At 73.1% G+C, this 25,313-nt stretch carries 20 protein-coding genes; 8 read left to right on the forward strand and 12 right to left on the reverse strand.

Annotated elements, in window-relative coordinates; translation table 11 throughout:
• Positions 1-13: 13 nt before the first annotated feature.
• The 4 genes from BLS70_RS19955 (at position 14) to BLS70_RS19970 (ending at position 5,148) form a co-directional block, all read left to right on the forward strand.
• A complete protein-coding gene (locus BLS70_RS19955; RefSeq protein ID WP_091771565.1) occupies positions 14-901 on the forward strand; it encodes a hypothetical protein in 888 nt (295 codons plus the stop codon).
• 150 nt (positions 902-1,051) lie between these two features.
• The gene (locus BLS70_RS19960) at positions 1,052-1,255 is read left to right on the forward strand and encodes a hypothetical protein (RefSeq protein WP_091771567.1); all 204 of its coding nucleotides are present in this window, start codon (positions 1,052-1,054) and stop codon (positions 1,253-1,255) included.
• Between the two features lie 378 nt (positions 1,256-1,633).
• Entirely contained in the window at positions 1,634-4,240 is a 2,607-nt protein-coding gene (locus tag BLS70_RS21545; RefSeq protein WP_091771569.1) for a putative bifunctional diguanylate cyclase/phosphodiesterase, read from the forward strand.
• Positions 4,241-4,539: 299 nt separating this feature from the next.
• Positions 4,540-5,148 (forward strand): hypothetical protein, encoded by a 609-nt coding sequence (locus tag BLS70_RS19970; protein ID WP_176946509.1) that lies wholly within the window; start codon positions 4,540-4,542, stop codon positions 5,146-5,148.
• A gap of 10 nt (positions 5,149-5,158) precedes the next feature.
• On the opposite strand, the gene BLS70_RS19975 is transcribed toward BLS70_RS19970, so the two are convergent.
• Genes BLS70_RS19975 through BLS70_RS19990 form a run of 4 tightly spaced genes read right to left on the reverse strand, consistent with a single transcriptional unit; the run spans position 5,159 to position 9,183 of the window.
• Entirely contained in the window at positions 5,159-5,803 is a 645-nt protein-coding gene (locus tag BLS70_RS19975; protein WP_091771573.1) for a phosphatase PAP2 family protein, read from the reverse strand.
• 7 nt (positions 5,804-5,810) lie between these two features.
• Entirely contained in the window at positions 5,811-6,890 is a 1,080-nt protein-coding gene (locus tag BLS70_RS19980) for a lysylphosphatidylglycerol synthase transmembrane domain-containing protein (RefSeq protein WP_091771575.1), read from the reverse strand.
• Positions 6,887-7,471: a hypothetical protein gene (locus BLS70_RS20945; protein ID WP_255362619.1), complete on the reverse strand. Its 585-nt coding sequence runs from the start codon at positions 7,469-7,471 to the stop codon at positions 6,887-6,889. Before BLS70_RS20945 ends, BLS70_RS19980 begins: the two co-directional genes overlap by 4 nt.
• Complete coding sequence (locus BLS70_RS19990; protein ID WP_091771577.1) at positions 7,468-9,183, reverse strand: phosphatase PAP2 family protein; 1,716 nt, start codon at positions 9,181-9,183, stop codon at positions 7,468-7,470. The genes BLS70_RS20945 and BLS70_RS19990 overlap by 4 nt, the downstream gene beginning before the upstream one ends.
• A gap of 97 nt (positions 9,184-9,280) precedes the next feature.
• On the opposite strand from BLS70_RS19990, the gene BLS70_RS19995 reads away from it, so the two are divergent.
• On the forward strand, positions 9,281-10,177 hold the full coding sequence (locus BLS70_RS19995) for an ABC transporter substrate-binding protein (RefSeq protein WP_091771579.1): 897 nt from the start codon (positions 9,281-9,283) through the stop codon (positions 10,175-10,177).
• A 12-nt stretch (positions 10,178-10,189) separates the two neighbouring features.
• Here the strand turns inward: BLS70_RS19995 and phaZ are convergent, their stop codons facing one another.
• The 3 genes from phaZ to BLS70_RS20010 form a co-directional block, all read right to left on the reverse strand.
• On the reverse strand, positions 10,190-11,014 hold the full coding sequence (phaZ, locus tag BLS70_RS20000) for a poly(3-hydroxyalkanoate) depolymerase (RefSeq protein WP_091771581.1): 825 nt from the start codon (positions 11,012-11,014) through the stop codon (positions 10,190-10,192).
• Complete coding sequence (locus BLS70_RS20005) at positions 10,998-12,701, reverse strand: PHA/PHB synthase family protein (RefSeq protein ID WP_091771583.1); 1,704 nt, start codon at positions 12,699-12,701, stop codon at positions 10,998-11,000. The genes phaZ and BLS70_RS20005 overlap by 17 nt, the downstream gene beginning before the upstream one ends.
• An 84-nt stretch (positions 12,702-12,785) precedes the next feature.
• Positions 12,786-13,967: an acyl-CoA dehydrogenase family protein gene (locus BLS70_RS20010; protein ID WP_091771585.1), complete on the reverse strand. Its 1,182-nt coding sequence runs from the start codon at positions 13,965-13,967 to the stop codon at positions 12,786-12,788.
• A 132-nt stretch (positions 13,968-14,099) separates the two neighbouring features.
• Between BLS70_RS20010 and BLS70_RS20015 the strand changes: the two genes are divergently transcribed.
• Complete coding sequence (locus tag BLS70_RS20015; RefSeq protein WP_255362620.1) at positions 14,100-14,804, forward strand: hemerythrin domain-containing protein; 705 nt, start codon at positions 14,100-14,102, stop codon at positions 14,802-14,804.
• Positions 14,805-14,876: 72 nt separating this feature from the next.
• Here BLS70_RS20015 and BLS70_RS20020 read toward each other — a convergent pair whose 3' ends face one another.
• The gene (locus tag BLS70_RS20020; RefSeq protein WP_091771589.1) at positions 14,877-15,926 is read right to left on the reverse strand and encodes a YihY/virulence factor BrkB family protein; all 1,050 of its coding nucleotides are present in this window, start codon (positions 15,924-15,926) and stop codon (positions 14,877-14,879) included.
• Between the two features lie 310 nt (positions 15,927-16,236).
• On the opposite strand from BLS70_RS20020, the gene BLS70_RS20950 reads away from it, so the two are divergent.
• Positions 16,237-16,404, forward strand: a complete 168-nt coding sequence (locus BLS70_RS20950) for a hypothetical protein (protein WP_176946510.1) — start codon at positions 16,237-16,239, stop codon at positions 16,402-16,404.
• A gap of 92 nt (positions 16,405-16,496) precedes the next feature.
• Here the strand turns inward: BLS70_RS20950 and BLS70_RS20025 are convergent, their stop codons facing one another.
• The 3 genes from BLS70_RS20025 to BLS70_RS20035 all read right to left on the reverse strand — a co-directional run bounded on the left by BLS70_RS20025 (position 16,497) and on the right by BLS70_RS20035 (position 20,691).
• Complete coding sequence (locus tag BLS70_RS20025) at positions 16,497-18,293, reverse strand: acyl-CoA dehydrogenase (RefSeq protein ID WP_091771591.1); 1,797 nt, start codon at positions 18,291-18,293, stop codon at positions 16,497-16,499.
• Between the two features lie 137 nt (positions 18,294-18,430).
• A complete protein-coding gene (locus BLS70_RS20030) occupies positions 18,431-20,182 on the reverse strand; it encodes an MDR family MFS transporter (protein ID WP_091771593.1) in 1,752 nt (583 codons plus the stop codon).
• Positions 20,179-20,691 (reverse strand): MarR family winged helix-turn-helix transcriptional regulator, encoded by a 513-nt coding sequence (locus BLS70_RS20035; protein WP_091771595.1) that lies wholly within the window; start codon positions 20,689-20,691, stop codon positions 20,179-20,181. Before BLS70_RS20035 ends, BLS70_RS20030 begins: the two co-directional genes overlap by 4 nt.
• 194 nt (positions 20,692-20,885) lie before the next feature.
• Here BLS70_RS20035 and hrpA point away from each other — a divergent pair, with 194 nt between their 5' ends.
• The gene (gene hrpA / locus BLS70_RS20040) at positions 20,886-24,833 is read left to right on the forward strand and encodes an ATP-dependent RNA helicase HrpA (RefSeq protein WP_091771597.1); all 3,948 of its coding nucleotides are present in this window, start codon (positions 20,886-20,888) and stop codon (positions 24,831-24,833) included.
• A 15-nt stretch (positions 24,834-24,848) separates the two neighbouring features.
• On the opposite strand, the gene BLS70_RS20045 is transcribed toward hrpA, so the two are convergent.
• A complete protein-coding gene (locus BLS70_RS20045; RefSeq protein ID WP_091771599.1) occupies positions 24,849-25,235 on the reverse strand; it encodes a hypothetical protein in 387 nt (128 codons plus the stop codon).
• Positions 25,236-25,313 lie beyond the last annotated feature (78 nt).

The following is a 25,313-nucleotide window of genomic DNA, read 5'->3' on the forward strand; positions in this document are numbered from 1 at the left end:
GAGAGGACGCGCCATGAACACCGACGAGCTGCGCGAGGCGCTGCGTCGCGACGCCGAGCTGGCCGGCCGGCCGCCCACCGACCTGGTCCCACGGGTGGCAGGCCTGCGGCGGCGCAGCACCCGCCGCCGGGCCGGGGTCGTGAGCTGTGTCCTCGCGATCGCCGTGGCGGTGGGTGGGCTCACCATCCTCGACGGCGCACGGGAGCAGGACCGGGGAGCCGCCGGCCAGGACGGGAGCAGCGCTGCGGTGGCCGGCGTCGACACCGAAGCCGCCGCGGCGCGGTTCCGGGAGCTGATCGACGGGGCCGACTCGAACCGGTCATCGGTGATCGACCCCGAGACCCTGGCCGAGTACCTGCCCAACAGGCAGTACCGGGTGGTCAACGGGACGCTCACGACGCTCACGGACGCGGTCGTCGTCGGATACGTCACCAGCGTCGTGCCTGGGCGCGGCTTCTACGCTCCGGAGGATGACGAGACCTCCACCATCGAGGTGCCGTTCGACGACCCCCGCGCCATGTGGCGCACCGCCCACGCCGAGCTGACGGTCACGGAGGTCCTGGGCGGGGGCGTCACGGAGGACACGATCGTCGTCGGTGTCGGGGTGGGGCTGTCGGCGACGTCCTTCGACGTCCTGGCCGCCGGCCTGCCCGCTCTGGGGGACATGGTCTTCTTCCTGCAGATGCCGTCCGGGGTTCACGACTACGCGCCGGACATCTGGAGGGTCGCCGAGAGCGGGGCCATGCTGGCCGAGGTGGAGGACGGGGGTCGTCTTACGCTGCCGGCGATCGAGCCGTACCGGGTCGAGCGGTTCCTGGCGGCCAACCCCACGCTGGACAGCCTGCGCGAGGCGGCGCGGATGCCGACGCGTGAGGTTCCGTTCGAGACCTTGGAGGACTGACGGGGAGCAGGCCTCCGGCGTCGGCGGCGGGATGGCCCCGCGGTGGCCCATAGTAGGGAGCACCGCGCGTACGGCTTCAGTCGCCCGTCGCGCGGCCGAAGCTCCGGACGCGGGATGCCCCGCTCGTCACGGCCGACCGAGGAGAGACCGATGGACTACCTGCGCCGCCTCCAGGCGGAGAGCCCCGTGCTCTTCATCGTGCTGCTGTTCGTCGGCATCTTCGTCGCCTTCCAGCTGCTGCTCTTCGTCGCCGAGCTCGTGCTGGGCCCCTTCGGCCTGCCGGGCTGGGCTCCGCTGCTCCTGGTGCTCATCGCCCTGATCGTGGTGGCGCGCCGGCAGCAGAACTCGCGCTAGCGCCGCCGAGAACTCACACCCGGGGGCCGGTCGGCGCCGGGGGGACGACGAGGTCGCGGCGGATGCGCAGGCGGCCCGGCAGCCGAGGGCCGGACACCGGCGGGTGGACAGTTCCTGAGCGGTCGGGACGTGCTGCCATGTCGAACTCAACTCTCCTCGGTGCTGCGGTATGCCGGAAGCGTCGCGCAGGGGTCTGACAGTTCCGGGGACACGAGCTGGGAGCTCCCTGCCAGTTCGACCCCCCCGTCGTCACGACGGGGGAGGTCGCCTCCTCAAGAGGCGCGCGACAGCGCCCGATACGGAACTGTGCGATTCCTCCGGGCGACAGAGCAGGGCAGGCGGCGCGGTGCGCCCCTGTGGCGGTACCTCACGGCCCTGGTGCTGCTCCCGCTGATCGGTGTGGCCGTCCTCGCCACCGCCGCCGCGCAGGCTCGCGCGGACGAGGCGGCCGGTGCCGAGCGTGCCGAGTCCGCCGTGCGCACGCTCGCCCTGCTCGACGTCGCCCGCCGGGCGACCGAGCAGGAGATCATCCCGGTGCTCACGCTCCACGCGGTACAGGCGCCGGAGGTCCTGGCGGCCATCGGCATCCCGCAGGAGGTGCTCGACGCACAGCGCGCGTCGGCGTCCGAGCAGGCGGCGGCCATCCGTCGGGTGACCGACGGGGCCCTGACCCAGGTCCGGGCCGGATCCCTCGGGGCCGAGGCGGCGCAGCGGGCGGAGACCGCCCTCGCCGTCCTGCGGAACCCGAACTCCTCCGTGGGGCTCGACGTCGAGAAGATCTACTACAGCTTCCTCGCGGTCTCGAACGACCTGCTGACCGCGCAGGAGGCGGTGGCTGCGGCCGCCACCTCCGAGGGCGTGCCGGCGGCGACCATGCGCGCGATCCAGGACGTCCAGACCGCCGCCCACCTGACCCACATCGCCAGCCGGCAGGCGCCGCTGTTCCTGGGCTCCCTCCTCGTGCCCAGCGACGGGAGCCTCATCGGCGCGCGGGGGGCGTGGCAGACCGCCTGGCTGGACTACACCGACGCCCGGCTCCAGATGCAGGACCTCTCGCAGGAGTCCCTCCGGGACCAGTGGGCCGCGATCGAGGACCTGCCGGCCGTCCGGGAGCTCGACGCACTCTTCACCGCCGGCTTCGCCGGCAGCGGGGGAGCCCCGACCGCCGCGACCCTCGCGGACGTCATGACGGTGCTCGCGGGCACCCAGGAGCGGGGCGCAGCCCTGGCCGACCTCGTGGACACCGCGGTCGAGAGGACCCGCCAGCTCGTCGCGCAGGACCTGGAACGCGCCAACGGAGCGCTGCACGGAATCATGGTGGTCGGCGCCGGGCTGCTCACCGGTTCCCTCGTCGGCGCGGCCTTCCTCGGCCGCAGCGTCGCCCGCGCGCTCCGCCTCCTGGCCGGTCAGGCCACCCAGATCAGCGAGGGCTCCCTGGTGGAGGTCGAGGTCGCCGGGCCGCGCGAGGTCCGCACCGTGTCCGCCGCCCTCCGCGCCGCCGTCGCCGGGTTGCGCCGCATCCAGGACCAGGCCCAGGCCGTCGCCCGCGGCGACCTGGACGACGCCCTGCTCGACCAGCCCCTGCCCGGCCCGCTCGGCGAGGTGGTGCACGCCTCGGTCCGGCAGATCGTGCACTCGGTCCGCCAGCGCGAGGAGCTGCAGTTCGCCCTGGCCCACCAGGCCACGCACGACGCGCTCACGGAACTGCCCAACCGCGCCCAGGCCGTCACGCTCGTGACCGCCGCCCTGCACCGCGGCCGGCGCTCCGGCGACATGACCGGCCTGCTCTTCGTCGACCTCGACGGCTTCAAGGCCGTCAACGACGGGCACGGGCACGCCGCCGGCGACGAGGTGCTCCGCGAGGTGGCCCGGCGGCTCTCCGCCGCCGTCCGGCCCGGGGACGCCGTCTGCCGGCTCGGCGGCGACGAGTTCGTCGTCCTCGTGGAGCAGGTGCACAAGGAGCACGACCTGCTCGAGCTGGCCCACCGCCTCATCGCCTCCGTCAGCGAGCCGATCACGGCTGCCCGCGCCCGTGTCCGCATCGGCGCCAGCATCGGGGTGGCCGTCAGCCGGGACGGCGGCACCGACGCCGACGCCCTGTTCGCCGAGGCCGACACCGCCGCCTACCGCGCCAAGGCGCACGGCCGCGGCCGCGCCGAGATGTTCGACGAGACCCTGCGTCTGCAGCTCAACCAGCGCGCCGAGCTGGAGGCGGCGATCGCCTCGGGCTTGGCCGGCGGCGAGATGCAGGTGGCCTACCAGCCGGTCATCGACGTCGCCACCGACCGTCTGATGGGCTACGAGGCGCTCATCCGCTGGGACCGGCCGGGCGTCGGCCTGGTCCCGCCGGACCAGTTCATCCCCGTCGCCGAGAGCTCCCGCCTGATCGGCGACGTCGACCGCTGGATGCTGCACGAGGCCACCCGCCAGCTGGCGCAGTGGCGGGCCGAGTGCCCGGCCGCGCCGGGACAGCCGGACCCGACGATCGCGGTGAACATCTCCGGGCGGCACCTGGCCGATCCGCGGGTGATCACCGACGTCGCCGACGCGCTCACGGCCTCCGGGCTGCCCGCGCGGCTGCTCGTGCTCGAGGTCACCGAGACGGTGCTGGTCGACGACCCGCTCGCCTACGAGCACCTCACCGACCTGCGTGCCATGGGCGTGAGCATCGCCATCGACGACTTCGGCACCGGCTACACCTCGATCGGCCAGCTGCGGAACATGCCCGTGGACACGCTCAAGATCGACCGGAGCTTCGTGGCGTCCACCGAGCCCGCGCACCGCGAGCTCGTGGCGCTCATGATCCGCGCGGCGCACACCTTCGGTCTGACCGTCGTCGCCGAGGGCGTGGAGGAGCCCGCGCAGCTGGCCCGGCTGAGGGCCCAGGAGTGCGACCAGGCCCAGGGCTACCTGCTCTATCGCCCGATGCCCGCTCCCGAGGCCGGCGCGCTGCTGCGCCGGGCGGAGTCCGCCGGCACCGTCTGACACGGGGACACGCCGGCAAGCTCTCTCGTGGGCATGACCAGGGCGTTCGCGGGCGGTAGCACGCTCGGGGCGCCGGTTCCTGTCGACATGTGGTCCCCCTCCGAGGGGGGTGACCGGCCGTGTCGATGGCTTGCGCAACGATCCGGACACGCGACGTCCGATCGGCGCCGACGCGTCGTCGTATCGCGGTCCCGGTCGCCTACCTTTCACCCATCGCGCCGCCACGGCCGGCGACGCGGTGCCCGCCTCACTTCCCCAGGGGCGGGACCTCCATGGATGGATGGACTGCGATGAGCGTCATGGGTGGCTTGCCCGGAAGTGGAGTCGTCGCCGACAACGGCGTCGTCGGCTGGTGGCTGGTCGACGGCGGGGACGACGTCCCCGGCCGGGTGCTCGCGGGACCGTTCCCCGACCGCGCGACCGCCGGCTGGTCCGGCACGGCGCTGGCCGACGGATCCGCGGCACGACCGGCGTACGGCGTCCGCCGGGCCGACGGATCGCTGCGCCGGCGCCCGTCGCCGCAGGAGTGGGCGTGGCTGGACCACCTCACCGCGCAGCTGGACCGGCTGCCCGAGGACTGGGCGCCCCTGCTGGCCGAGGAGGACCCGCTGACGACGCTCGTGGTCGAGGTGACCGCGGCCCTGAACGAGGCCGGACTGCCGTTGCACGACGCCACCGGTGCCGGCGGGGCGCTGGGCGGCGCGTGCCTGACGCCGACGCCGGACCTCGACGGGGTCGTCGTCGCGTGGCGCCAGCACGACCGGATGAGCCTGGACCAGGTGCACGGCGCCATGGCCGACTCGGCCGTGCAGCAGGCCATGAACCGGGCGCTGGCCGAGGTGCTCGCCATCAGGGGCCTGGCCCCGGAGGCCTGGGGCGGGGCCGTCGTCGTCCGCCGGGAGGCCTGAGCGGACCGGCTCACCGCACCGGCGGCTGCTGGGCCCGCTCGCGCACGGCCATGAGCAGGGCCGGCCAGCCCAGGGCCAGACCGGCCCCGAGCAGGGCACCGGCCACCGTGTCCGACAGCCAGTGCGCCCGCAGGTAGACGCGCGACAGCGCCATCACGGCGCCGAACACCGCCGCGCGCACCTCCCAGCGCCAGCGCGAGGGGCCGGGGGACGCGAGGACCAGCACCAGCCCCACGGCGGTGACCGTGCCGGCGATCGCGTGGCCGGAGGGGAACGATGCCGCCGTGGTCTCGATCAGGGCGCCGGGCGGGCGCGGCCGGTCGACGGCGTCCTTCACCGGCCCGATGAACAGCTCGCTGGTGAGGACGGCGAGGGCGAAGGCGGCCAGCCGCAGCCAGTGGCGACGCCAGGCGATGAGCAGCAGCGCGGCCAGCCGGAGCGGCCAGTTGACGTAGGCGCTGCCCAGGACCGACAGCGCCTCGGCGACCGCTGTCGCCGGCTCGTTCCGCAGATCGCCGGCCCACCGCCAGACGGCGTCGTCGACCGCCTGGACGGCGGGCCGGGTGGCCGGCACGACGACGAGGGTGGTGACCAGGGCGGCCCCGGCCAGCAGGCACCCGCTCGCCACCAGTCCCCGACGCGCGTCGACCAGCATCAGGAGCTCACACCGACTCCGGCACCAGCTCGGTGCGGGGAGCGGCGTTGGGCTCGCGCCGCCACGAGCGGTTGTGCCGCCAGAACAGGTAGCTGCCCAGGCCCACGGGGATGGGCAGCACGTAGGTCAGGGCGCGGAACACCAGCACCGCGGCGGCGACCAGCGTCCGCGGCCCGCCCGCCGCGGACAGCCCGGTGATCAGCGCCAGCTCGATGACCCCGAGCCCGCCCGGGGTGAACGGGACGGCGGTCAGCAGCCGGGCCGAGGCGAACACCGCCAGGGCCTCGACCGCGCTGACCTGGTCGGCCTCGACCCCGACGAAGCGCAGCGCCAGCAGCAGGACCAGGAACAGCGACAGGTGGCTGATCAGGGTCGCCAGCGTGATCCAGTGCCAGCGGGCCCGGAGCAGCAGCGCCGTCCGGTCGCGGAACTTCGTCGTCGCCCGCTCCCAGCCGGTCACCGGCCCCCGGCCGAACGGACGGCGCAGCGCCGATGCCACGCGGCCGGCGGCCGCGCCGATCCGCTCGGCCTGCTCCCGGCCGCGCAGCAGGGCGCCCAGCAGGGCGACGGAGACGACCAGCGCGGCGAGCCCGGCCAGCCCGGCGGCGACGCGGCCGGCGGAGGGTGGCGAACTGAGCGCCAGCAGCGCCAGGGCGAGCACCGGCAGCCCCAGCTTGGCGAAGTTGTTCCACAGGCCCGACACCAGCAGCGCCACCGAGGTGCGGGAGTGGGAGAAGCCCCAGGACGAGTTCATCGCGTAGGTCAGGCCCAGCGAGACGGCCGCTCCGCCGAGCACCGTGTTCGACACGGCGGTCGTCGTCTGGGTGGAGACCAGGGCCTGCCGCAGCGTCAGCCCGGGCGTGGTCGCGACCATGACGAACTGGTACGTGGCCAGGTTCCAGGCCGCGGCCACGACGAGCACCGCCATCTCCACCCAGGTCATACCGCGCACCGAGGTCCAGACGTCGGCGAGGCTGGTGAACTGGGGGAGGAACCAGACGAAGACGCCGGCGACCAGGGCCAGGGAGAGGACCGCGCCGACGAGCCGGCGTCCCTGGGGCCGGGCGGGGCCGCCGTCGCCGGTCACCGGTCGCCGTCCGCGGGGTCCAGCTCCAGCCGCCCGTCGGTCTGCTCGCGCACCGCGGCGCGCACCGCGTCGCGCGCGACGGTGCCGATGCCCTGGGTGGCGAAGCCGAGCGGTTCGGCCCGGTTCTCGCCCGAGAGCCGGAACAGCACGCTGATGCAGCCGCCCTCGAACACGTAGTGCCGGGTGCCGACGAACTCGGGGGTGACCTGGGTGACCCGCTCCCACCGCTGCATCGCGTCGCGGTCGCTGGGGATACGGGTGGCGCCCGTGGTGTCGCAGCTCGCGTCCAGCCGGATCTCCACAGCGCGGACACCGTCCCGGTCCGAGTCCAGCCAGAAGCGGGCGTCCTCCGCCGTCGACTCCAGGCCCGAGACGTTCCATCCCAGCGGGATGGCCTCCAGGCACGGCACCCAGGTGGCCGTGGGCACCGACTGGGCCAGCAGCACCACGCCGTTGGCGGGGGTCCCCTCGTCGCCCTCCCGGCAGGCGACCACCTCCGAGTCCAGCACCTCCGGCCGCACGCAGCCGGCGAGCGGGATCAGGGCGACGACGGCCAGCACCGCGCCACGGCGGGCCGTCACAGCGGCGACCCGAGCAGGCCGACGGTGACGACGGCGGCCACGCCGGCCGCCGCGACGGTGACCGCCGTCAGTCCGAACCGCCGCCAGGTCCACCGCTGGATGTGCACCGGCGGGAGCTGGAAGGGCAGCAGCCGCAGGAAGTCCGCGTGCAGGTCGCGGCCCTGCTGGCGCAGCATCCGCCGCAGCTGCGTGGGCATGGTCAGCCCGCGGGTCGCGGCGAAGGCCTCGGCGATCTCCTCGTCGGTGAACTGCCGCCGGGCCCGCGCGTAGACCCGCGCCGCGTCGGTGCGCAGGGCCAGGACCAGCATCATGTTGGCCAGGTCGACCGCCTGCCGCCACGGGCTGGGCCGAACCTCGGCGAAGGCGGAGTCGATGAGGAACAGGTCGCCGTCGCGCACGAGCAGGTTGGCCGGCTTGATGTCCCGGTGGGCCATGCCGATGTCCCACATCCGGCGCACCGCGGCCAGCCCCTGGTCGATCACCGCATCGTCGATCTCGGCGTCGCCGGCCTCCTGCGCGCCGGCGATGAACTCGGTGACCAGCAGGTACTCGCGTTCGGGGGTGATCTCCACGATCCCCAGCGGGTGCGGCACCGGCAACGAGGCCTCCCAGAACAACCTCAGGATGTAGTCCTCGTACTGCACCAGCCGCCGGACGCTGTGGAAGGGCTTCTCGTCCTCCAGCCGCCCGTAGAGCAGCGTCCGGCCGAGCTTGTACCAGCGGTCGGAGCGCACGTGCGTGATCGCGTACAGCTTGCCGAACACGCAGCTCTCGCCCTCGCCCGTCGACGGGTGCGCCTTGACGGTGATCCGCAACGGGGTCGATCCGCCGGAGCCGGCCAGGCCGTGAGGCGTCACGTCGGTGGCGAGCAGCCCCAGCTGGTCCTGCAGCGCCCGGACGATGGCGTCGCCGCGCTCGCCGGAGACGTCCAGGTGGGCCGGGCGACCCCGGCTGTACCGAACCGGGTACACGGAGTTGGGCGTCAGCAGCCGGAAGGCGGCCAGCGGTGCCGCCACCCCGAGCACCACCCCGGCCACGATGCCCGAGGGGTGGTCCTGGGCCAGGTACAGCCGCGAGAGCGCGGTGACGACGATCAGCCCGCACACCACCCACTTGCCGATCGTGCGCTTCCGCCCGGGCGGCACCAGCGCGTACACCGTGCTGACCAGGAAGGCCGCCAGCACGGTCATGGGCAGCGACGGCATGGAGAAGCCCGACCAGGTGCCCAGCAGCTCGACCTCGAAGGGTCGCGGACGCTGCAGCGTCGTCGCCGTCAGCGCCGCGACGTTGACCACGACCAGCACGACGCCGAACCAGACGAACAGGTGCCGCCAGCGCCGGAAGGCGACGAGCATCACCAGGTTGGCCAGCCACATGACGTGCAGCGCCCGCTCGGTGGCCAGTACGCCGGCGGCGCGCGCGAGGTCGGTGCCCAGCGGGGTGCGCAGCTCGGCGAACGCCTGGAGCACACGGGTGTCGGCGACGTCGAAGTAGCGGATCGTGCCGGTGACGACCACGACCACCCAGGCCAGCACCACCGCGCCGCTGAGCGCGAGCCACCACTTGCCCGAGGCGCGCAGCTGCCGGGGCAGCGGCGGCGGCTCACCCGAGGGACGACGGCGCCGGCGGACGCGGGCGATCGCCGGCGGGCCGGGACGTACGACCGGGCCCGTCGTGCCCGCGGCAGGGAGCGCCTGCGGCACCGACGCCATGCCGGGAAATGGTGCCCCCCGGGTGGCGGCGCGACCATCCCCTTTCGTCCCGTGATCGTTCTACGGTGACCCTCCGCGAGGCGCGGGAGGTGACGTCGTGGGTGCTCGGGGCGCGCTCCTCGTCGTTCTGCTGCTCCTCCTCCCGGCGTGCGGCGGGCAGGCGGACCCGGCGCCCGCTCCGGCCGACGCCGTCCGGTTCGCCTCCTACGACTTCCCCGAGAACCAGATCCTGGTGGAGGTCTACGCCGAGGCGGCCCGGCGCCAGGGGGTGCCGGTGACCGTGCAGCACGGCATCGGCACCCGCGAGGTGGTGTCGCCGGCGCTCCAGCAGGGCGTCGTCGACGTCGTCGTCGACTACCTGGGGACGGCGCTGGCCTTCGCCCGGCCCGGTTTTCCCCGGCCTCCGGTAGCTCCCGACAACATGCACGCGGTGCTCGCCCGGACCATGGGCGGGCGCGGTGTCGATGTCCTCACCCCGTCGGCGGCCGAGGACCAGAACGGCTTCGTCGTCACCCGGGACTTCGCGGCCGAGCACGGGGTCGGCACGCTGTCCGGCCTCGTGCCGCTCGCGCCGGATCTGGTCTTCGGTGGTCCGCCGGAGTGCCCCCACCGCCCGTTCTGCCTGCTGGGGCTGGAGAAGGTCTACGACATGCGGTTCGGCGAGGTCCTCGCCATGCCCACCCGCGCGGCGACGCTCGAGGCGCTGCTGTCGGGGCAGGTCGACGTCGGCATGCTGGAGACCACGGATGCACGGCTCGCCGTCGCCCCTGTGGTGCTGCTCGCGGACGACCGCGCCCTGCAACCGCGCGAGAACGTGGTCCCCCTGGTCCGTGCGGAGGTGAGCGACCGCTGGGGGGAGCGGCTGCGCCGGGCGCTGGACGAGACGAGCGCCCGGCTGACCACCGAGGACCTCGTGCAGCTCAACCGCGCGGTCGAACTCGACGGGCGCTCGCCTGCGGGTGCCGCCGCGAACTGGTGGGACGCCCGCGACTGAGCGGGTCGGGCCTCACGCGTCGAGGAACTCCTCCACGACCGGGGCCAGCTCCGCCGCCTCGGTGACCAGCGCGATGTGGCCGCCGCGGTAGAGGTGCAGCTGGGCGTCGGGCAGCAGGCGGGCCATGAGGCGGGCGTTCACCGACGGCACGATGGGGTCGTCGTCGCCGGCCAGGATGAGCGTCGGCTGCCGGATGAGCCGCAGGAACGGCAGGCTGCTCCAGCCGGTGCTCGCGGCCAGCTGGTAGTAGTAGCCCCGCCGCGGGCCGAGCCTGGTCTCGGCGTGCAGCGCCCGGGCCGCCCGCTCGGGATCGCTGCGCATCGTGCCGCCGTAGATCTGCCCGGCGATGCTGCGCGCGTACTCGGGGTCCCGGTGGCGCCGGGGCGTGAGCATGCGGCCGAGCACCCGCGGGTGCGCGGGGACCATCAGGGCCCCGGTGCCGGTCGCGGCCAGCACGAGCCGGCGGCAGCGGCGCCGGTGCTGGACGGCGAAGTGCTGGGCGAGGCCACCGCCCCAGCTCAGCCCGAGGACGTCGACGTCACGGGTGAACCCGAGGCGGTCGAGCAGCCCCGCGACGACCGGGCCGAACGTGGCGAGGTTGTAGGGGACGACGGGAGGAGGGGACCCGCCGACGCCCGGGACGTCGAAGCGGACCACGGTGCGCCGGCGGTCCAGCGCGTCGACGAAGGGCTGGAGGACCTCGAGGCTCGCGCCGATCCCGTTCATCAGCAGCAGGGGCGGCACCGTGGCGTCGGTGCCGGGCCGGACCGACGTCCGCAGGGTGCGGCCGCCGGCGGTGATCGCCCGGACCCGTTCGCGGCTACTTGTCGAAGACATAGGTGCCGGGCGCGTCGCCCAGGACCTCCAGCCCGCGGCCGAGGTCGGTGGGCGCCGGCACGTCGTCCCCGCACCGGTCGCCCAGCCAGGCGGTGAAGTCCGGCCACCAGCTGCCCTTCTCGGTGCGGGCCTGCGCCAGCCACTCCTCCGGGTCCGCCGGTGTGCTGTCCGCGACCTGGAAGGTGGACTTCGGGTTCCCCGGCGGGTTCACCAGCGACGCGATGTGGCCGCTGGTGGAGAGGATGAAGCGGCTCTCCCCGCCCAGCAGCTGGGTGCTCCGGTAGCAGGCCTGCCACGGGCAGAGGTGGTCGGCGATACCCGCTGTGACGTAGGTGTCCACGGTGACCGTCGACAGGTCCACGGGGGTGCCCAGCATCGTCGCGCCGCCGGGCTCGGTGAGCTGGTTGCCCAGGGCGACGTCGATGAAGTCCCGGTGCAGCCCGGCGCTCATCCGGGTCGTGTCCGCGTTCCAGAACAGGATGTCGAAGTTGGGCGGCGGCTTGCCCTGCAGGTAGTTGTTGACCCAGTAGTTCCAGATCAGGTCGTTGGGGCGCAGCCAGGCGAACACCTCGGCCAGTTGGGCGCCGTCCAGGTAGCCCTTCTGGCGCGACCGCTCCGTCGCCGCGCGCACCGACTCCTCGTCCATCAGCGCCGAGACCGTGCCGGCCCGCGACCAGTCGAGGACCGTGACGGCGAAGCTGGCCGCGCTCACCCGGTCCTGGCGGCCGGTCGCGGCCAGGCGGGCCAGCACCATGGCGGCGATGATGCCGCCGGAGCAGAAGGCCTGGAGCGCCACCCGCTCGCTGCCGGAGGCCTTCTCCACGGCGTCCATCGCGTCCAGCAGCGCCTGCCCGTAGGTGTCCAGGTCCCAGTCGGCGTGCCGCGCGTCGGGGTTGCGCCAGGAGATCATGAAGACCTGCTGGCCGGCGGCGAGGTAGTGCTCGACGATGCTGCGGCCCGGCGCGAGGTCGGTGATGTAGTACTTGTTGATCGTCGGCGGCACGATCACCAGCGGTACCTCGCGCACGGTGTCCGTCGTCGGCCGGTAGCGGATCAGCTCGAACACGTCGGTGCGGAACACGACCACGCCGGGGGTCACCGCCAGGTCCTCACCGACGGTGAAGGCATCCGGCTCGACCATCGAGGGCACCCGCGGCGGTGCCGCGAGGTCGGTCGCCATGCGCCGCAGGCCCTCCACCACGTTCCTGCCCCCGGTGTCGATCAGCGCCTTCCAGCCCAGCGGGTTGAGCACCGGCACGTTGGACGGCGCGAGCGCGTCGACGAGGTTGGTCGCGGTGAACCGGATCCGCTCGTCGTCCTGCCAGTCCAGGTCGGCGTCCTCGATCAGTTCCCAGGTGGTGCGCGCGGCGGCCAGATGGGTCTGCATCGCCCGCCGCAGCAGCGGGTTGCCCGACCAGGCGGGGTCGGCGAACCGCTTGTCCTTGCGGCCCGGCGCGAGCTCGGACCGGCCCAGGGTGATGCGGCCCAGTTCGCGCGCCAGCTCACCGGTCCGCCGCGCCACCGTGCCCGGCCGGCGGGCGAGGGCGGTGCCGAAGCGCAGCGCGGTGCCCGCCGGCGGCACCATCCGGCGCAGCGGGCCGCGCGCAGCGTCCACGAGGACCATGTCCAGGCCCATCGCGGCGTCCGCCGCCCCGTCCGGGACCTCCGACTGCGCCGTCGTCGCCATCGCATCTCCTCCGGGCTCGGGTGTGACTCAGCCCACTGAAGCACACCTCCGCGGCACCGGCAGGGGCGCGGGGATCGGACCGGGTCAGGTGATCGCGCTGGTGCCCGTGACCGCCCGCCCGACGATGAGCGTGTTCACCTCGCGGGTGCCCTCGTAGGAGTAGATCGCCTCCGCGTCCGCGGCGAACCGGGCCACGTGGTTCTCCAGCAGGATGCCGTTCCCGCCCATCAGCTCGCGCGCGTAGCCGACCGTCTCGCGCATCCGCATGGTGCAGAACGCCTTGGCCAGCGACGCCTGCTCGTCGGTCATCGTGTCGGCGTCCTGGAGCTGGGAGAGCCGCGCGCACATGGCGGCCGAGGCGGTGATGTTGCCGAGCATCCGCACCAGCAGGTCCTGCACCAGCTGGAACTCCGCGATCGGCTGCCCGAACTGCTCGCGCTCGGTGGCGTAGCGCAGGGCGTGCTCGTAGGCCCCGCGCGAGCAGCCGACCGAGGACCAGGCGACGCCGGCGCGGGTCATCCGCAGCACCTTCGCCGTGTCGCGGAAGCTCCTCGCCTCCTGCAGCCGGTTCTCCTCCGGCACGCGGACGTCGTCGAGCGTGATGACCGCGTTCTGCACGACCCGCAGCGCGATCTTGTCCTTGAGGTCGACGGTGGAGTAGCCCGGCGTCCCCTTCTCGACGACGAAGCCGAGGACGTCGTCGGTCTCCTCGTCCTTGGCCCAGATGATGATCAGGTCGGCGAAGCTGGCGTTGCCGATCCACTTCTTCTGGCCGTTGAGGATCCAGGTGTCGCCCTCGCGGCGGCAGGTGGTCTGGGCCCCGCGGGCGATGTCGGAACCGGCCTCGGGCTCGGTGAGGCCGAACGCGCCGATCAGCTCCATGCGCGCCATCGCCGGCAGCCAGCGCTGCTTCTGCTCCTCCGAGCCGCAGAGGTAGATCGAGCCCATCGCCAGCCCGCCGTGCACGCCCATGAACGTCGAGAGCGAGGCGTCGCCGCGGGAGAGCTCCATGGCGAGCATGCCGTCGAACAGCGAGGAGCGACCCGGGCAGCCGTAGCCCGAGTAGGGGTTTCCGGCGATGCCCAGCTCGGCCAGTCCCGGGATCAGCTCGTGCGGGAACTCCGCCCGGGTCCAGTAGTCGTTGATGACCGGCTCGACCTGGGTGTCCATGAACGCCCGCACCCGGTGCAGCAGCGCCCGCTCGTCGTCGGCCAGCAGCGCCTCCAGGTCGTAGAAGTCCGAGGTCTCCGGCGGGCGCTCGCTCATGGGGTGGGTCTCCCTGCAGTCGTGAGGACGTCGATGGCCCCTACCCGGGCCGGGACGCGCGCAACGTGACGAATGCCCGTGCACCCGATCGGGCACTACGGGGCCTTCCGACGTCCCAGAGGAGCGCACCCCGTGAGATCCATCGCCGACCAGACCGAGGAAGAGCTCGGTGGGCCGGGCAGCGTGCTGGTCCGCCAGCGCCGCGACCACATCGCGCTCGACCGCCTGCTGCACGACCTCGACGGGGCCACCGGTGCCGCCCAGGAGGAGGTGCTCAACCGCATCGACCGGCTGGTGTTCAGCCACGCCTTCGCGGAGGAGACCGTCATCTGGCCGGTGGTCCGACGCGTCCTGCCCGACGGGGAGGCGCTGACCCTGCAGATCGAGGAGGAGCACCAGGAGGTCAACGAGCTCGTCACCGCGATCGAGCGGGACGGGCTCGACCACCCCGAGCGCCCGGCGCGGCTGCGCCGCCTGGTCGAGGTGCTCCGCGAGGACGTGCGCGACGAGGAGGACGTCATGTTCCCCCGCCTGCAGGAGATGCTGAGCACCGCCGAGCTGCGCGCCCTGGGCCGCCGCTGGGAGATCATGCGCCGCATCTCGCCGACCCGGCCGCACCCGACGGTGTCCCGCCGTCCGCCGGGCAACGCCCTGTCCGGGCTGCCGCTGTCGCTCATCGACCGGACGCGCGACGTCGTGGACGCCGGCGTGCGGCGCGCACCGGACCGGTTCGTCCCGGCCGGGCGGACGCTGAGCAAGGGCCTGGCCGGGCTCGCCGGGGTCATCGAACGGATGCCACCCTCGCGCAAGGGCGACCTGCCCCCGACCAGCCGCTAGCCACCCCGAGAACGCGCTGAAGGCCCCCTCCCAGCACCGGGAGGGGGCCTTCAGCGTGTCGTGGTGCGGGCCCTACGTCGTCTGCTTGTCCTTCGGGTTGGCGCGGGCGTCGAGCTGGATCTCCTTGTCCGCCCTCGGCACGCCCTCCTTCAGCTCCTTGGTCCGCTCGATCTCGGCGTCCATCTCGATGCCGAAGAGCAGGGCCACGTTGATCAGCCAGAACCAGATGAGGAAGACCACGACGCCGGCCAGCGCGCCGTACGTCTTGTTGTAGCTGCCGAAGTTGCCCACGTAGAAGGCGAACGCGGCCGAGGCCACGATCGCCACGAGGATGGCGACGCCGGCACCGGGGCTCACCCACTTGAACCCGCGCAGCTTCACGTTCGGGGTCGAGTAGTAGAGGACGGCGATCATCAGGGCCAGCACGACGAGCACGACCGGCCACTTGGCGATGTTCCAGATGGTCTGGCCGGTCTCGCCGACACCGATGGCCGAGCCGATCGCGTCGACCACGGGGCCGCTGAGCACGAGCAGGGACAGGATGACGGCGGCGAACAGGATGCCGACCAGCGTGACCAGTAGCTGGAGCGGCTTGAGCTTCCAGACCTTGCGTCCCTCGGGCGTCTCGTAGACGACGTTGGCCGCGCGGGTGAAGGCGCCGACGTAGCCCGACGCCGACCAGACGGCCGTCGCGAGACCGATGATCAGCGCGAAACCGGCCGTCCCGCTGTTGCCGGCGATCTGCTCGATCGCGGGGTTGAGCGTCTCCGCGGCCGACTCCGGCACGACCTCGGTGAGCGCGTCGGTGAGCTGCTGCGGGTCGGTCAGCAGGCCCACGATGGACACCAGGGCGATGAGCGCGGGAAACATCGCCAGGACGCCGTAGTAGGTGAGCGCCGCGGCCCAGTCGGTGAGGTTGTCCTCGCTGAACTCCTTGAGCGTGCGCTTGATCGTCCCCCCCGTCGTCGGGCTCGGGTCGGCGCCGACGGGCGCGAAGTCGGCGCGCGTCCCGCTGATGACGTCGTTGTCCGGCGCCGGGTCGGCGGAGGCACGGTTGCCCTCGAAGCCCGCCTCGCTGGTGGAGCTGCTCGCGTTGCTGGACGAGCCGGTGGGTCGGGTCATGGAGTCCTCCGGGTCGGGGAAGGCGCGGAGCCCTCGGATCGGGGGAGTGGTTCCCCGGACCGTCCGCTTCCATGCCGCCCCCGGCGTGCCGTTGCGAAACGGAGACCGCCGGAAAACCGAACTTCGGCGACCGCAGCGCCCCGCCGCACCAGGTGTCGGTCGGGGGAACGGGATGACTCTCGTCACACACCGTCAGGTGAACTTCACAATCGACGATTGAGACGGACCGGGACGGGGGACAGAGGCTCTCGAACACGAGCCGCCGTCCCTGACCCGACGGCGGGCCGAATGCTTGGGGGAGAGAACAACGATGGTGATGTGGCCGGCCGTGACGCTGATCGGCTTCCTGGTCCTGACGGCCCTGGTCGTTTTCATGGGCATGCAGTCCACCGCCCGCTACGAGCGCGAGCGCGCCGAGGGCACCTCCGGTGCCCGGCACGCCAGCCCGGAGACGGTGGGCGCAGCTCGAGCCGCCTGACCGACGAAGCTCGGACGCCCCGCCCGCTCCCTTGGAGCCGGCGGGGCGTCCTGCTGTCCGGGGACTTTCGGTACAGAAAGTGCCTGGGCGGGCTAGAGGACGGCGGGGTCGACGTCGAGCACCGTGCGGTCCAGTGACTCGAGCAGGTCGAACTGCGCGCCGGTGCGCGGCAGCTCCCAGCGCCAGAAGTAGCGGGCCGCCGCGCGCTTGCCCTCGTAGAAGGCACCGGTCCCGCTGCCGGTGGCCAGCGCCTGCTCCAGCCACAGCCAGGCGACGACGACGTGGCCCGCGGCCTCCAGGTAGACGTGCGAGTTGGCCAGCGCGAGGTCGGGGTCGCCGGTGCCCCACAGCGTCGCCGTCACCGCACCCAGCCGGGCGAGCGCGGCGTCGAGGTCGGCCGCGAACCCTGCCCACTCCGTACCCGCGGCCCGCGCCGTGGTCGCGGTGATCGTCTCGGTGAGCAGCACGAGCCCGGCCCCGCCCTGCAGCACCACCTTGCGGCCCAGGAGGTCGAGCGACTGGATGCCCTGCGTCCCCTCGTGGATGGGGTTGAGGCGGTTGTCCCGGTAGAACTGCTCGACCGGGTAGTCGCGGGTGTAGCCGTAGCCGCCGTGCACCTGGATGGCCAGGTCATCGGCCGCCAGACCCCACTGCGACGGCCAGGCCTTGGCGATCGGGGTGAGCGTGTCGAGCAGCAGGTGCGCCCGGTCCCGCTCCTCGGCGCTCTCGGCGGTCTGCTCCTCGTCGACCAGCCGCGCGCAGTACAGGCCCAGCGCCAGCCCACCCTCGGCGTAGCTCTTGGCGGCCAGCAGCATCCGGCGGACGTCGGGGTGCTCGACGATCGGCACCATCGGCGAGGCGGGGTCCTTCGCGCCGGCGGGACGGCCCTGCGTGCGGGTGCGTGCGTAGTCGAGGGCGTGCAGGTAGCCGGTGTAGCCGAGCACGGACGCGCCCACCCCGACGCCGATCCGCGCCTCGTTCATCATGTGGAACATGTAGGTCAGGCCGCGGTTCTCCTCGCCCACGAGATAGCCGACCGCGCCGGCCCGCCCGCCGGGGGTGTGCACGCCCTCGCCGAAGTTCAGCAGCGTGTTCGTCGTCCCCCGGTAGCCCATCTTGTGGTTGAGCCCGGCCAGGACGACGTCGTTGCGCTCCCCGAGCGACCCGTCGTCGCCGACGAGGACCTTGGGGACGACGAACAGCGAGATGCCCTTCACGCCGGCCGGACCGCCGGGCACCTTGGCCAGCACCAGGTGGACGATGTTCTCGGTCAGCTCGTGGTCCCCGCCGGAGATCCACATCTTGTTGCCGGTGAGCCGGTAGCTGCCGTCGTCCTGGCGCTCGGCCTTGGTCGTGATGTCGGCGAGCGAGGAGCCGGCCTGCGGCTCGGACAGCGCCATGGTGCCGAACCAGCGGCCCTCGACCATGGGGGCGACGAAGGTGTCGATCTGCTCCCGGCTGCCGTGCGCGAGGAGGAGCCGCGCGTTGGCCATGGTGAGGAACGGGTAGGCCGACGTGCCGATGTTGGCCGCCTGGAACCAGGCCAGCACGGCCTGACCGACGGTGTGCGGCAGCTGCATGCCGCCGAACTCCTCGTCGAACGAGCCGGCCATCAGCCCGGTCTCGGCGAAGACCGCCAGCGCCCGCGCGACCTCGGGGACGAGCACGACCTTCCCGTCGACCATCCGCGGCTCGTTCTCGTCGGCCGTGCGGTTGTGCGGCGCGAAGTGGTCGGTGGCCACCTGCGCGGCCAGGTCGAGCACCGCGTCGAAGGTCTCCCGCGAGTGCTCGGTGAACCGCGGCCGCTTGGTCAGCGCCTCGACGTCGAGCCACTCGTGGAGCAGGAAGTCGAGGTCGCGGCGGGACAGGATGAGCGACGAGCTGGCCATGACGACAGTGTCCCCGACTGCACCATCGTCACGCCGTCGCCCGCTACCTGCCGTTGATCATCGCCCTGGTGCTCGCCGCGGCGGCGTGTCCCGCCGCGTCGAGAGCACGGAGGCGATGATCAACAGTGGTTGGCGAGTCAGCGGGTCGGGTCGTCCCCGGGGCGGCCGACCGGCGGCGGGGTGGACGTCGGCGCGGCCGCGCCCGCTCCGTGCATGGCCTGCTCGCCGGCGTCCCCCTCGTCGGTGGCCGCCCCTTCGGACTCCTGCAGGGCCTGGATGCCTGACTTGTCGCTCAGCTTCAGCTGCGGCAGGAACAGGAAGACGAAGAACCCGATCGCGACCACGCCTGCGGCGATCAGGAAGACCAGGTCGATGGTGGCCGTGAAGCCCTCGCGGAAGGGCGCCACGAGGAGCGGGAACTCCGCGATGCGGGTGGTGTCGGCCAGGAGTCCGTCCATCCCGCCCTGCGCGAGCTGCTGCGCCTGGCCGGCCGCCTCGGGGTTCTCCGCGGCCGTCTCGGCGATGCGCCCGCCGACCTCGGTGGGCAGGCGGGTGAACAGGACGGACAGGAAGGCCGCGGTACCGATCGTGCCGCCCATCTGGCGGAAGAAGGTGACCGACGAGGTCGCCACCCCGATCTCGCGCGGGGAGACGGCGTTCTGCACGGCGAGGATGACCGGCTGGAAGTTGAACCCCAGACCCAGGCCGAGCATGACCATGAACGGCACCATCAGCCAGACCGAGGTGTCTGCCTTGACGACGAAGGACAGGGACAGCAGGGCGATCACCATCAGCGCGACGCCGACGAGCGGGAACGTCTTGTACTTCCCCGTCCTCGAGATGGTGGTGCCGGAGATGATGCCGCCGCTCATGATGCCGAGGACCAGCGGCGTCATCTGCAGACCGGCCACGGTCGGGCTGGAGCCGTGCACGATCTGGAGGTACTGGGGCAGCAGCAGCAGCCCCCCGAACATGCCGGCGCCCATGACGACCGAGCCGACACCGCTCACCGTGAATGTGCGGTTGCGGAACAACCGCAGCGGCAGCAGCGCGTCGTCCCGGTAGGCCCGCTCGGCCGCCATGAACAGCAGGAAGCCGACGGCGCCGATGGCGTAGCAGGCCAGCGCGCGGCCGGAGCCCCAGCCCCAGATGCGGCCCTGCTCGGCGACGACGAGCAGCGGCACCAGGAAGGTGATCAGCGCCAGCGCGCCGGGCCAGTCGATGCGGTGCTCGCGGCGCTCGTGCGGCAGGTGCAGCACCCGCCAGATGGTGACGAACGCGATCGCGCCCAGCGGGACGTTGATGAAGAAGATCCAGCGCCAGCCCTCCAGGCCCAGCAGGGACCCCTGGCCGGCGAAGAAGCCGCCGATGACGGGCCCGAGCACGCTGGAGGATCCGAAGACGGCCATGAAGTAGCCCTGGTACCGCGAGCGTTCCCTCGGCGGGACGATGCTGCCGATGATCACGAAGGCCAGCGCCATGAGGCCACCGGCGCCGACGCCCTGCACCGCTCGGAAGGCGGCCAGCTGGTACATCGAGTCGGCCATGCCGCACAGGACCGAGCCGACGACGAAGATGCCGATCGCGAACAGGTAGAACGGCCGCGGCCCGTAGATGTCGGAGAGCTTGCCGTACAGCGGGGTCGCGATCGTCGAGGTGATGAGGAACGCCGTCGTCGCCCAGGCCTGCAGGTCGTAGCCCTGCAGGTCGTCGGCGATGGTGCGGATCGCGGTGGAGACGACGGTCTGGTCGAGCGCCGCCAGGAACATCGCGACCATCAGGCCGACGAGAATCGTGACGATCTGGCCGTGGCTGAACGTGCCGTCGGCGTCGGGCGCCGCGGCGTCGCGGCGCCGGGCCCCCCGTTCGGCTGCGGTGGTCTGGCTCATCGGAGGACTCCAGGTGCGGGCGTGGCGGCCGCGTCGCCCGGCAGGGCGGCGGCGAGGTCGTCGAGAAACCGGCCCAGCAGGCCGGTGAAGGTGGCCAGGTCGTCGCCGGTCCAGCCGGTGGTGACGCGCTCCAGGACGGCGGCGCGGTCCCGGTCCAGCTGTTCGAGGGCGGCCAGGCCGGCGTCGGTGACGATCAGCCGGGTGGCCCGGCCGTCGGACTCGTCGGCCACCCGTCGCACCAGGCCCTCCTCGACCAGCGTGGCGACGTGCCTGCTGACGGTCGAGGGGTCGGCGCGCAGGTGCTCGGCCAGCGCGCCCTGCCGGAGCGGACCCATCCGCGCCAGCGGGTAGAGCAGCACGAGAGCGGCCCGGTCGCGGGGGTCGGAGGACAGGTGCACCTTGGCGGCGGAGACCAGCCGCATCATGCGGGGGAGCTGCTCCGACAGCACGGCCATCGACCGGTCGCGCGGGGCGGTGGGCGCCTCGTCGAGGCCGGGGGTGCTGGACATGTCGGCCCTTCGATCGCGTCTGGTACGTCGTCAAGGGTAAAAGCAGTTGGTGGATGCAAGCAAACAGTTGCGCTTTACATCGACTGTGATCTCGATGACGTCGCGAGCGCGCGGGCCGGTCAGTGGGATCCTGGGGAGCCGGTGGCGCGAGGCTGCCGGTACCCCGACGACCCCGACAGGAACGCGAGCACCCGGTGAGTTCTCCGCAGGACGACCTCCGCGCGCGCCTCGCAACCCTCACGCTGGCCGATGAGCACCGGCTGCGCCGGCGCCTCGACGGCCTGCGCACCGTCCGGGACGCCGCGGCCCGCGAGCGGCAGCGCGAGCGCATCGTCGACGAGGTCGCCGCTGCCGAGGAGCGCATCGCCCGGCGACGAGCGGCCGTGCCGGTCATCACCTATCCCGAGGACCTCCCGGTCAGCGCACGCCGGGACGACATCGCGGCGGCGCTGCGGGACGCGCAGGTCGTGGTGGTGGCCGGGGAGACCGGTTCCGGCAAGACGACGCAGCTGCCCAAGATCGCCCTGGAGCTCGGGCGGGGCGTGCGCGGCCGGATCGGGCACACGCAGCCGCGGCGCATCGCCGCCCGCAGCGTGGCCGAGCGCATCGCGGAGGAGCTCGACACCCCGCTGGGCGAGGCCGTCGGCTACAAGATGCGCTTCAACGACCAGGTGTCGGACTCGACGCTGGTCAAGCTCATGACCGACGGCGTGCTGCTGGCCGAGATCCAGCGCGACCGGCTGCTGCGCCAGTACGACATGATCATCCTCGACGAGGCCCACGAGCGGAGCCTCAACATCGACTTCCTGCTGGGCTACCTCGCGCAGATCCTGCCGCGGCGCCCGGACCTGAAGCTGGTCATCACCTCGGCGACCATCGACGTCGAGCGGGTGGCCGCACACTTCCGCGGCGCGCCGATCATCGAGGTCAGCGGGCGCACCTACCCGGTCGAGGTCCGCTACCGCCCCGTCGTCGACCCCGATGCGAAAGCGGACGACGAGGGCTACGACCCCGACAGGGACCAGGTCAGCGCCATCCTCGACGCCGTCGACGAGCTCACCGCCGAGGGGCCCGGCGACATCCTGGTGTTCCTCGCCGGTGAGCGGGAGATCCGCGACACCCAGGACGCGCTGACCGAACGCGGGCTCCCGAACACCGAAATCGTGCCGCTCTACTCACGGCTGTCGGCGGCCGACCAGCACAAGGTGTTCGCCCCGCACACCGGGCGGCGGATCGTGCTGTCGACGAACGTCGCGGAGACCTCGCTGACCGTCCCGGGCATCCGCTACGTCATCGATCCGGGCACCGCGCGCATCTCCCGGTACAGCCTGCGCACCAAGGTGCAGCGGCTGCCGATCGAGCCGGTCAGCCAGGCCTCGGCCCGGCAGCGGTCGGGCCGGTGCGGCCGGCTGGGCCCGGGCATCGCGATCCGGCTGTACACGGAGGACGACTTCGAGGCGCGCCCGGAGTTCACCGACCCCGAGATCCTGCGCACCAACCTGGCCTCGGTGCTGCTGCAGATGGCCGCCCTGGACCTGGGCGCGGTCGAGGAGTTCCCGTTCGTCGACCCGCCGGACCGGCGCGCCGTCGCCGACGGCGTGGCCCTGCTCGAGGAGCTGGGCGCCCTCGACGAGCAGGGGAAGCTCACCCCCACCGGCCGGTCGCTGGCAGCGCTGCCGCTGGACCCCCGCATCGCCCGCATGGTGGTCGAGGCCGACCGCCGCGGCGTGCTCGAGGAGGTCCTGGTCATCGCCGCCGGACTGACCATCCAGGACCCGCGCGAGCGGCCGACCGAGCACCAGCAGGCCGCCGACGACCTGCACCGCCGCTTCGCCGACGAGAACTCCGACTTCCTGGCGCTGCTCAACCTGTGGCGCTACCTGGGCGAGCAGGCCGACGCACTGAGCGGCAACCAGTTCCGCCGGACGGTCAAGCGGGAGTTCCTGCACTACCTGCGCATCCGCGAGTGGCAGGACCTGCACGGCCAGCTCCGCGGCACCGCGCGGCGGCTGGGCATGAACCTGGGCGAGCCGGCGACCGAGCCCGACGAGCGGGGCATCACCGCCGCGCTGCTGGCGGGGCTGCTGTCGCACGTGGGCATGCAGGCGGAGCCGGTCAAGCAGCGGGACGGCAAGCCGGGGCGGCCGGGCCGGGAGTACCTCGGCACCCGCAACACCCGTTTCGTCCTGGCCCCCGGAACGCCGCTGGCGAAGAAGCCGCCCCGCTGGGTGGTCGCCGCCGAGCTCGTCGAGACCAGCCGGCTGTTCGCCCGCACGGTCGCGCGCATCGACCCGGAGACCGTCGAGAAGCTGGCCGACCACCTGGTGAAGCGCCAGTACTCCGAGCCACGCTGGGACGCCAAGCGCGGTTCGGTCGTCGCCACCGAGCGGGTCACCCTGTACGGCCTGCCGATCGTCGTCGGCCGGCGGGTGCAGTACGGCTCGATCGACCCGGAGATCTCCCGCGAGCTGTTCATCCGGCACGCCCTCGTGCAGGGGGAGTGGACGACGCACCACCGCTTCTGGGCGGACAACCAGCGGGCGATCGAGCAGGTGGCGCAGCTCGAGGAGCGCGCCCGCCGGCGGGACATCGCCGTCGACGACGAGACGCTGTTCGAGCTCTACGACGCGCGCCTCCCCACCGACGTGGTCTCCACGCGGCACTTCGACCGCTGGTGGAAGCGCGCCCGGCACGAGACGCCGGACCTGCTCACCTTCACCCCGGCCATGCTGACGGACGCCGCGGCCGCCGGGCAGGTCGACCCGGACGACTACCCCGACGAGGTCGAGCTGTCCCAGGGGTTGTCGCTGCCGCTGTCCTACGCGTTCGCGCCCGGCGCCCCGCAGGACGGCGTCACCGTCGACGTGCCGCTGGGCGTGCTGGACTCGGTGGCCCAGCGGACGTCGGGGGAGTCGCTGGCGTTCACGGTTCCCGGGCTGCGCGAGGAGCTGGTGACCGCGCTGCTGCGGACGCTGCCCAAGCAGACGCGCCGCGCGCTGGTGCCCATCCCGGACCGCGTGCGCCAGGTGCTGCCGCACATCGATCCCGGTGAGCCGCTGCTGCCGGCGCTGGAGCGCGAGCTGCGCCGCGCCGCCGGCGTCGTCGTCCCACCGGACGCCTGGCAGCCCGGGCAGGTGCCCGACCACCTGCGGGCCACGTTCCGGGTCCTGGACGACCAGCAGCGCCCGCTGGCCACCGGCAAGGACCTCGCCGCGCTCAAGGCGCAGGTGGCGCCGCAGGCGCGGGCCACGCTGGCCGCCGCCGCGGCCTCCGTCGAGCGCAGCCGGATGACCACCTGGGACGTCGGCACGCTGCCGCGGACGGTCGAGGTGCGCCGCGGCGACCACCTGGTCACCGCCTACCCCGCGCTGGTCGACGAGGGCGGGACGGTCGGCGTGCGGGTCGTCCCGACCGAGGTGGAGGCCACCCGGCTCACCTGGCGCGGGGCGCGGCGCCTTCTGGTGCTGGTCGCCGGTTCGCCCACCAAGCAGGTCGTGAAGACCCTGGGCCCGCGCACCCGGCTGGCCCTGCAGTTCAACCCCGACGGCGAGATCCCGGCGCTGGTCGACGACTGCGTCGACGCCGTCGCCACCGAGCTGATCGCCGCCGCCGGAGGACCCCCGCGGGACCAGGCCGCCTTCGAGGCGCTGGTCGCGACGGCGAAGCGCGAGCTGCACCCGCTCACCGTCGACGCCGTGCAGAAGGTGGAGGCGGTGCTGACCCAGGCGCGCGAGGTGGCCGTCGCCATCGGCGCCGCGCCGGGGCGCCGGGTGCCCGAGGCGGCGATCGCCGACCTGCGCCGCCAGATGACCGGCCTGCTGCACCGCGGCTTCGTCGCCGCGGCCGGCCGGCGCCGGCTACCCGACCTCGTCCGCTACCTGCGGGCCATGGCGCACCGCCTGGAGAAGCTGCCGGCCAACGCCGTCCGCGACGAGCTCTGGACGGCGCAGGTGGCCGCGGTGACCGCCGAGTACGAGCAGCTGCGGGCGCAGGTGCCCTCCACCGGGGCGCCCGACGACCCGGTGGCGCGGGTGCGCTGGATGATCGAAGAGCTGCGGGTCGGGCTCTTCGCGCAGGGCATCGGCACGCCGCGCCCGATCAGCGAGCAGCGCGTCTACAAGGCCATCGACGCCCTCATCTGAGGCGCGGGCCGGCGCTCAGCCGGTCGGCCCCGCCGGGTCCGCCTGGTCGGTCTCCCGCAGCAGGGCCGAGATGCGCTGCCGGGTGACGCCGAACAGCGCGGCGATCCGGTTGATGCTGATCTGCTCCGCCTGCAGGGCGGCGGCCTGCTCGCGCCGCCAGACGTGGCCGGCCGCGGAGAGCGAGGCGAGCACGGTGGAGATGCGCTCGACGATGAGCGGGCGTGCCTCGCTGGTCACGACGTCCAGCCAGGCCGTGCCCTCCCGCCGGTGCTGGAGGAGCGTGTCCGCTCGGGCGCGCGCCTGCACCAGCTCGTCCACGCATCGGTCGATCTCGGTGACCAGGTCGGCCAGCGCGCGATCGGCACCATCCCGTGGCGTGGAGGTACCGGTCTCCGTGCCCATGACACGTCTCCTCGCTGCGCGTCTTCCGCCGTTGACAGGTCGCACTCTACCAAACTGAATAGGTGTTGCATGCAACCC

The organism is Blastococcus aurantiacus (assembly GCF_900102425.1).
Taxonomy (GTDB): domain Bacteria; phylum Actinomycetota; class Actinomycetes; order Mycobacteriales; family Geodermatophilaceae; genus Blastococcus; species Blastococcus aurantiacus.

Coding starts and splice junctions, on each gene's coding strand:
- BLS70_RS19955 (WP_091771565.1), top strand. CDS start 14: ATGAACACCGACGAGCTGCGCGAGGCGCTGCGTCGCGACGCCGAGCTG.
- BLS70_RS20020 (WP_091771589.1), bottom strand. CDS start 15,926: ATGACCCGACCCACCGGCTCGTCCAGCAACGCGAGCAGCTCCACCAGC.
- BLS70_RS20010 (WP_091771585.1), bottom strand. CDS start 13,967: ATGAGCGAGCGCCCGCCGGAGACCTCGGACTTCTACGACCTGGAGGCG.
- BLS70_RS20035 (WP_091771595.1), bottom strand. CDS start 20,691: ATGTCCAGCACCCCCGGCCTCGACGAGGCGCCCACCGCCCCGCGCGAC.
- BLS70_RS20950 (WP_176946510.1), top strand. CDS start 16,237: ATGGTGATGTGGCCGGCCGTGACGCTGATCGGCTTCCTGGTCCTGACG.
- BLS70_RS19975 (WP_091771573.1), bottom strand. CDS start 5,803: ATGCTGGTCGACGCGCGTCGGGGACTGGTGGCGAGCGGGTGCCTGCTG.
- BLS70_RS19970 (WP_176946509.1), top strand. CDS start 4,540: ATGGGTGGCTTGCCCGGAAGTGGAGTCGTCGCCGACAACGGCGTCGTC.
- BLS70_RS20030 (WP_091771593.1), bottom strand. CDS start 20,182: ATGAGCCAGACCACCGCAGCCGAACGGGGGGCCCGGCGCCGCGACGCC.
- BLS70_RS20025 (WP_091771591.1), bottom strand. CDS start 18,293: ATGGCCAGCTCGTCGCTCATCCTGTCCCGCCGCGACCTCGACTTCCTG.
- BLS70_RS20045 (WP_091771599.1), bottom strand. CDS start 25,235: ATGGGCACGGAGACCGGTACCTCCACGCCACGGGATGGTGCCGATCGC.
- BLS70_RS19960 (WP_091771567.1), top strand. CDS start 1,052: ATGGACTACCTGCGCCGCCTCCAGGCGGAGAGCCCCGTGCTCTTCATC.
- BLS70_RS20005 (WP_091771583.1), bottom strand. CDS start 12,701: ATGGCGACGACGGCGCAGTCGGAGGTCCCGGACGGGGCGGCGGACGCC.
- phaZ (WP_091771581.1), bottom strand. CDS start 11,014: ATGTCTTCGACAAGTAGCCGCGAACGGGTCCGGGCGATCACCGCCGGC.
- BLS70_RS19990 (WP_091771577.1), bottom strand. CDS start 9,183: ATGGCGTCGGTGCCGCAGGCGCTCCCTGCCGCGGGCACGACGGGCCCG.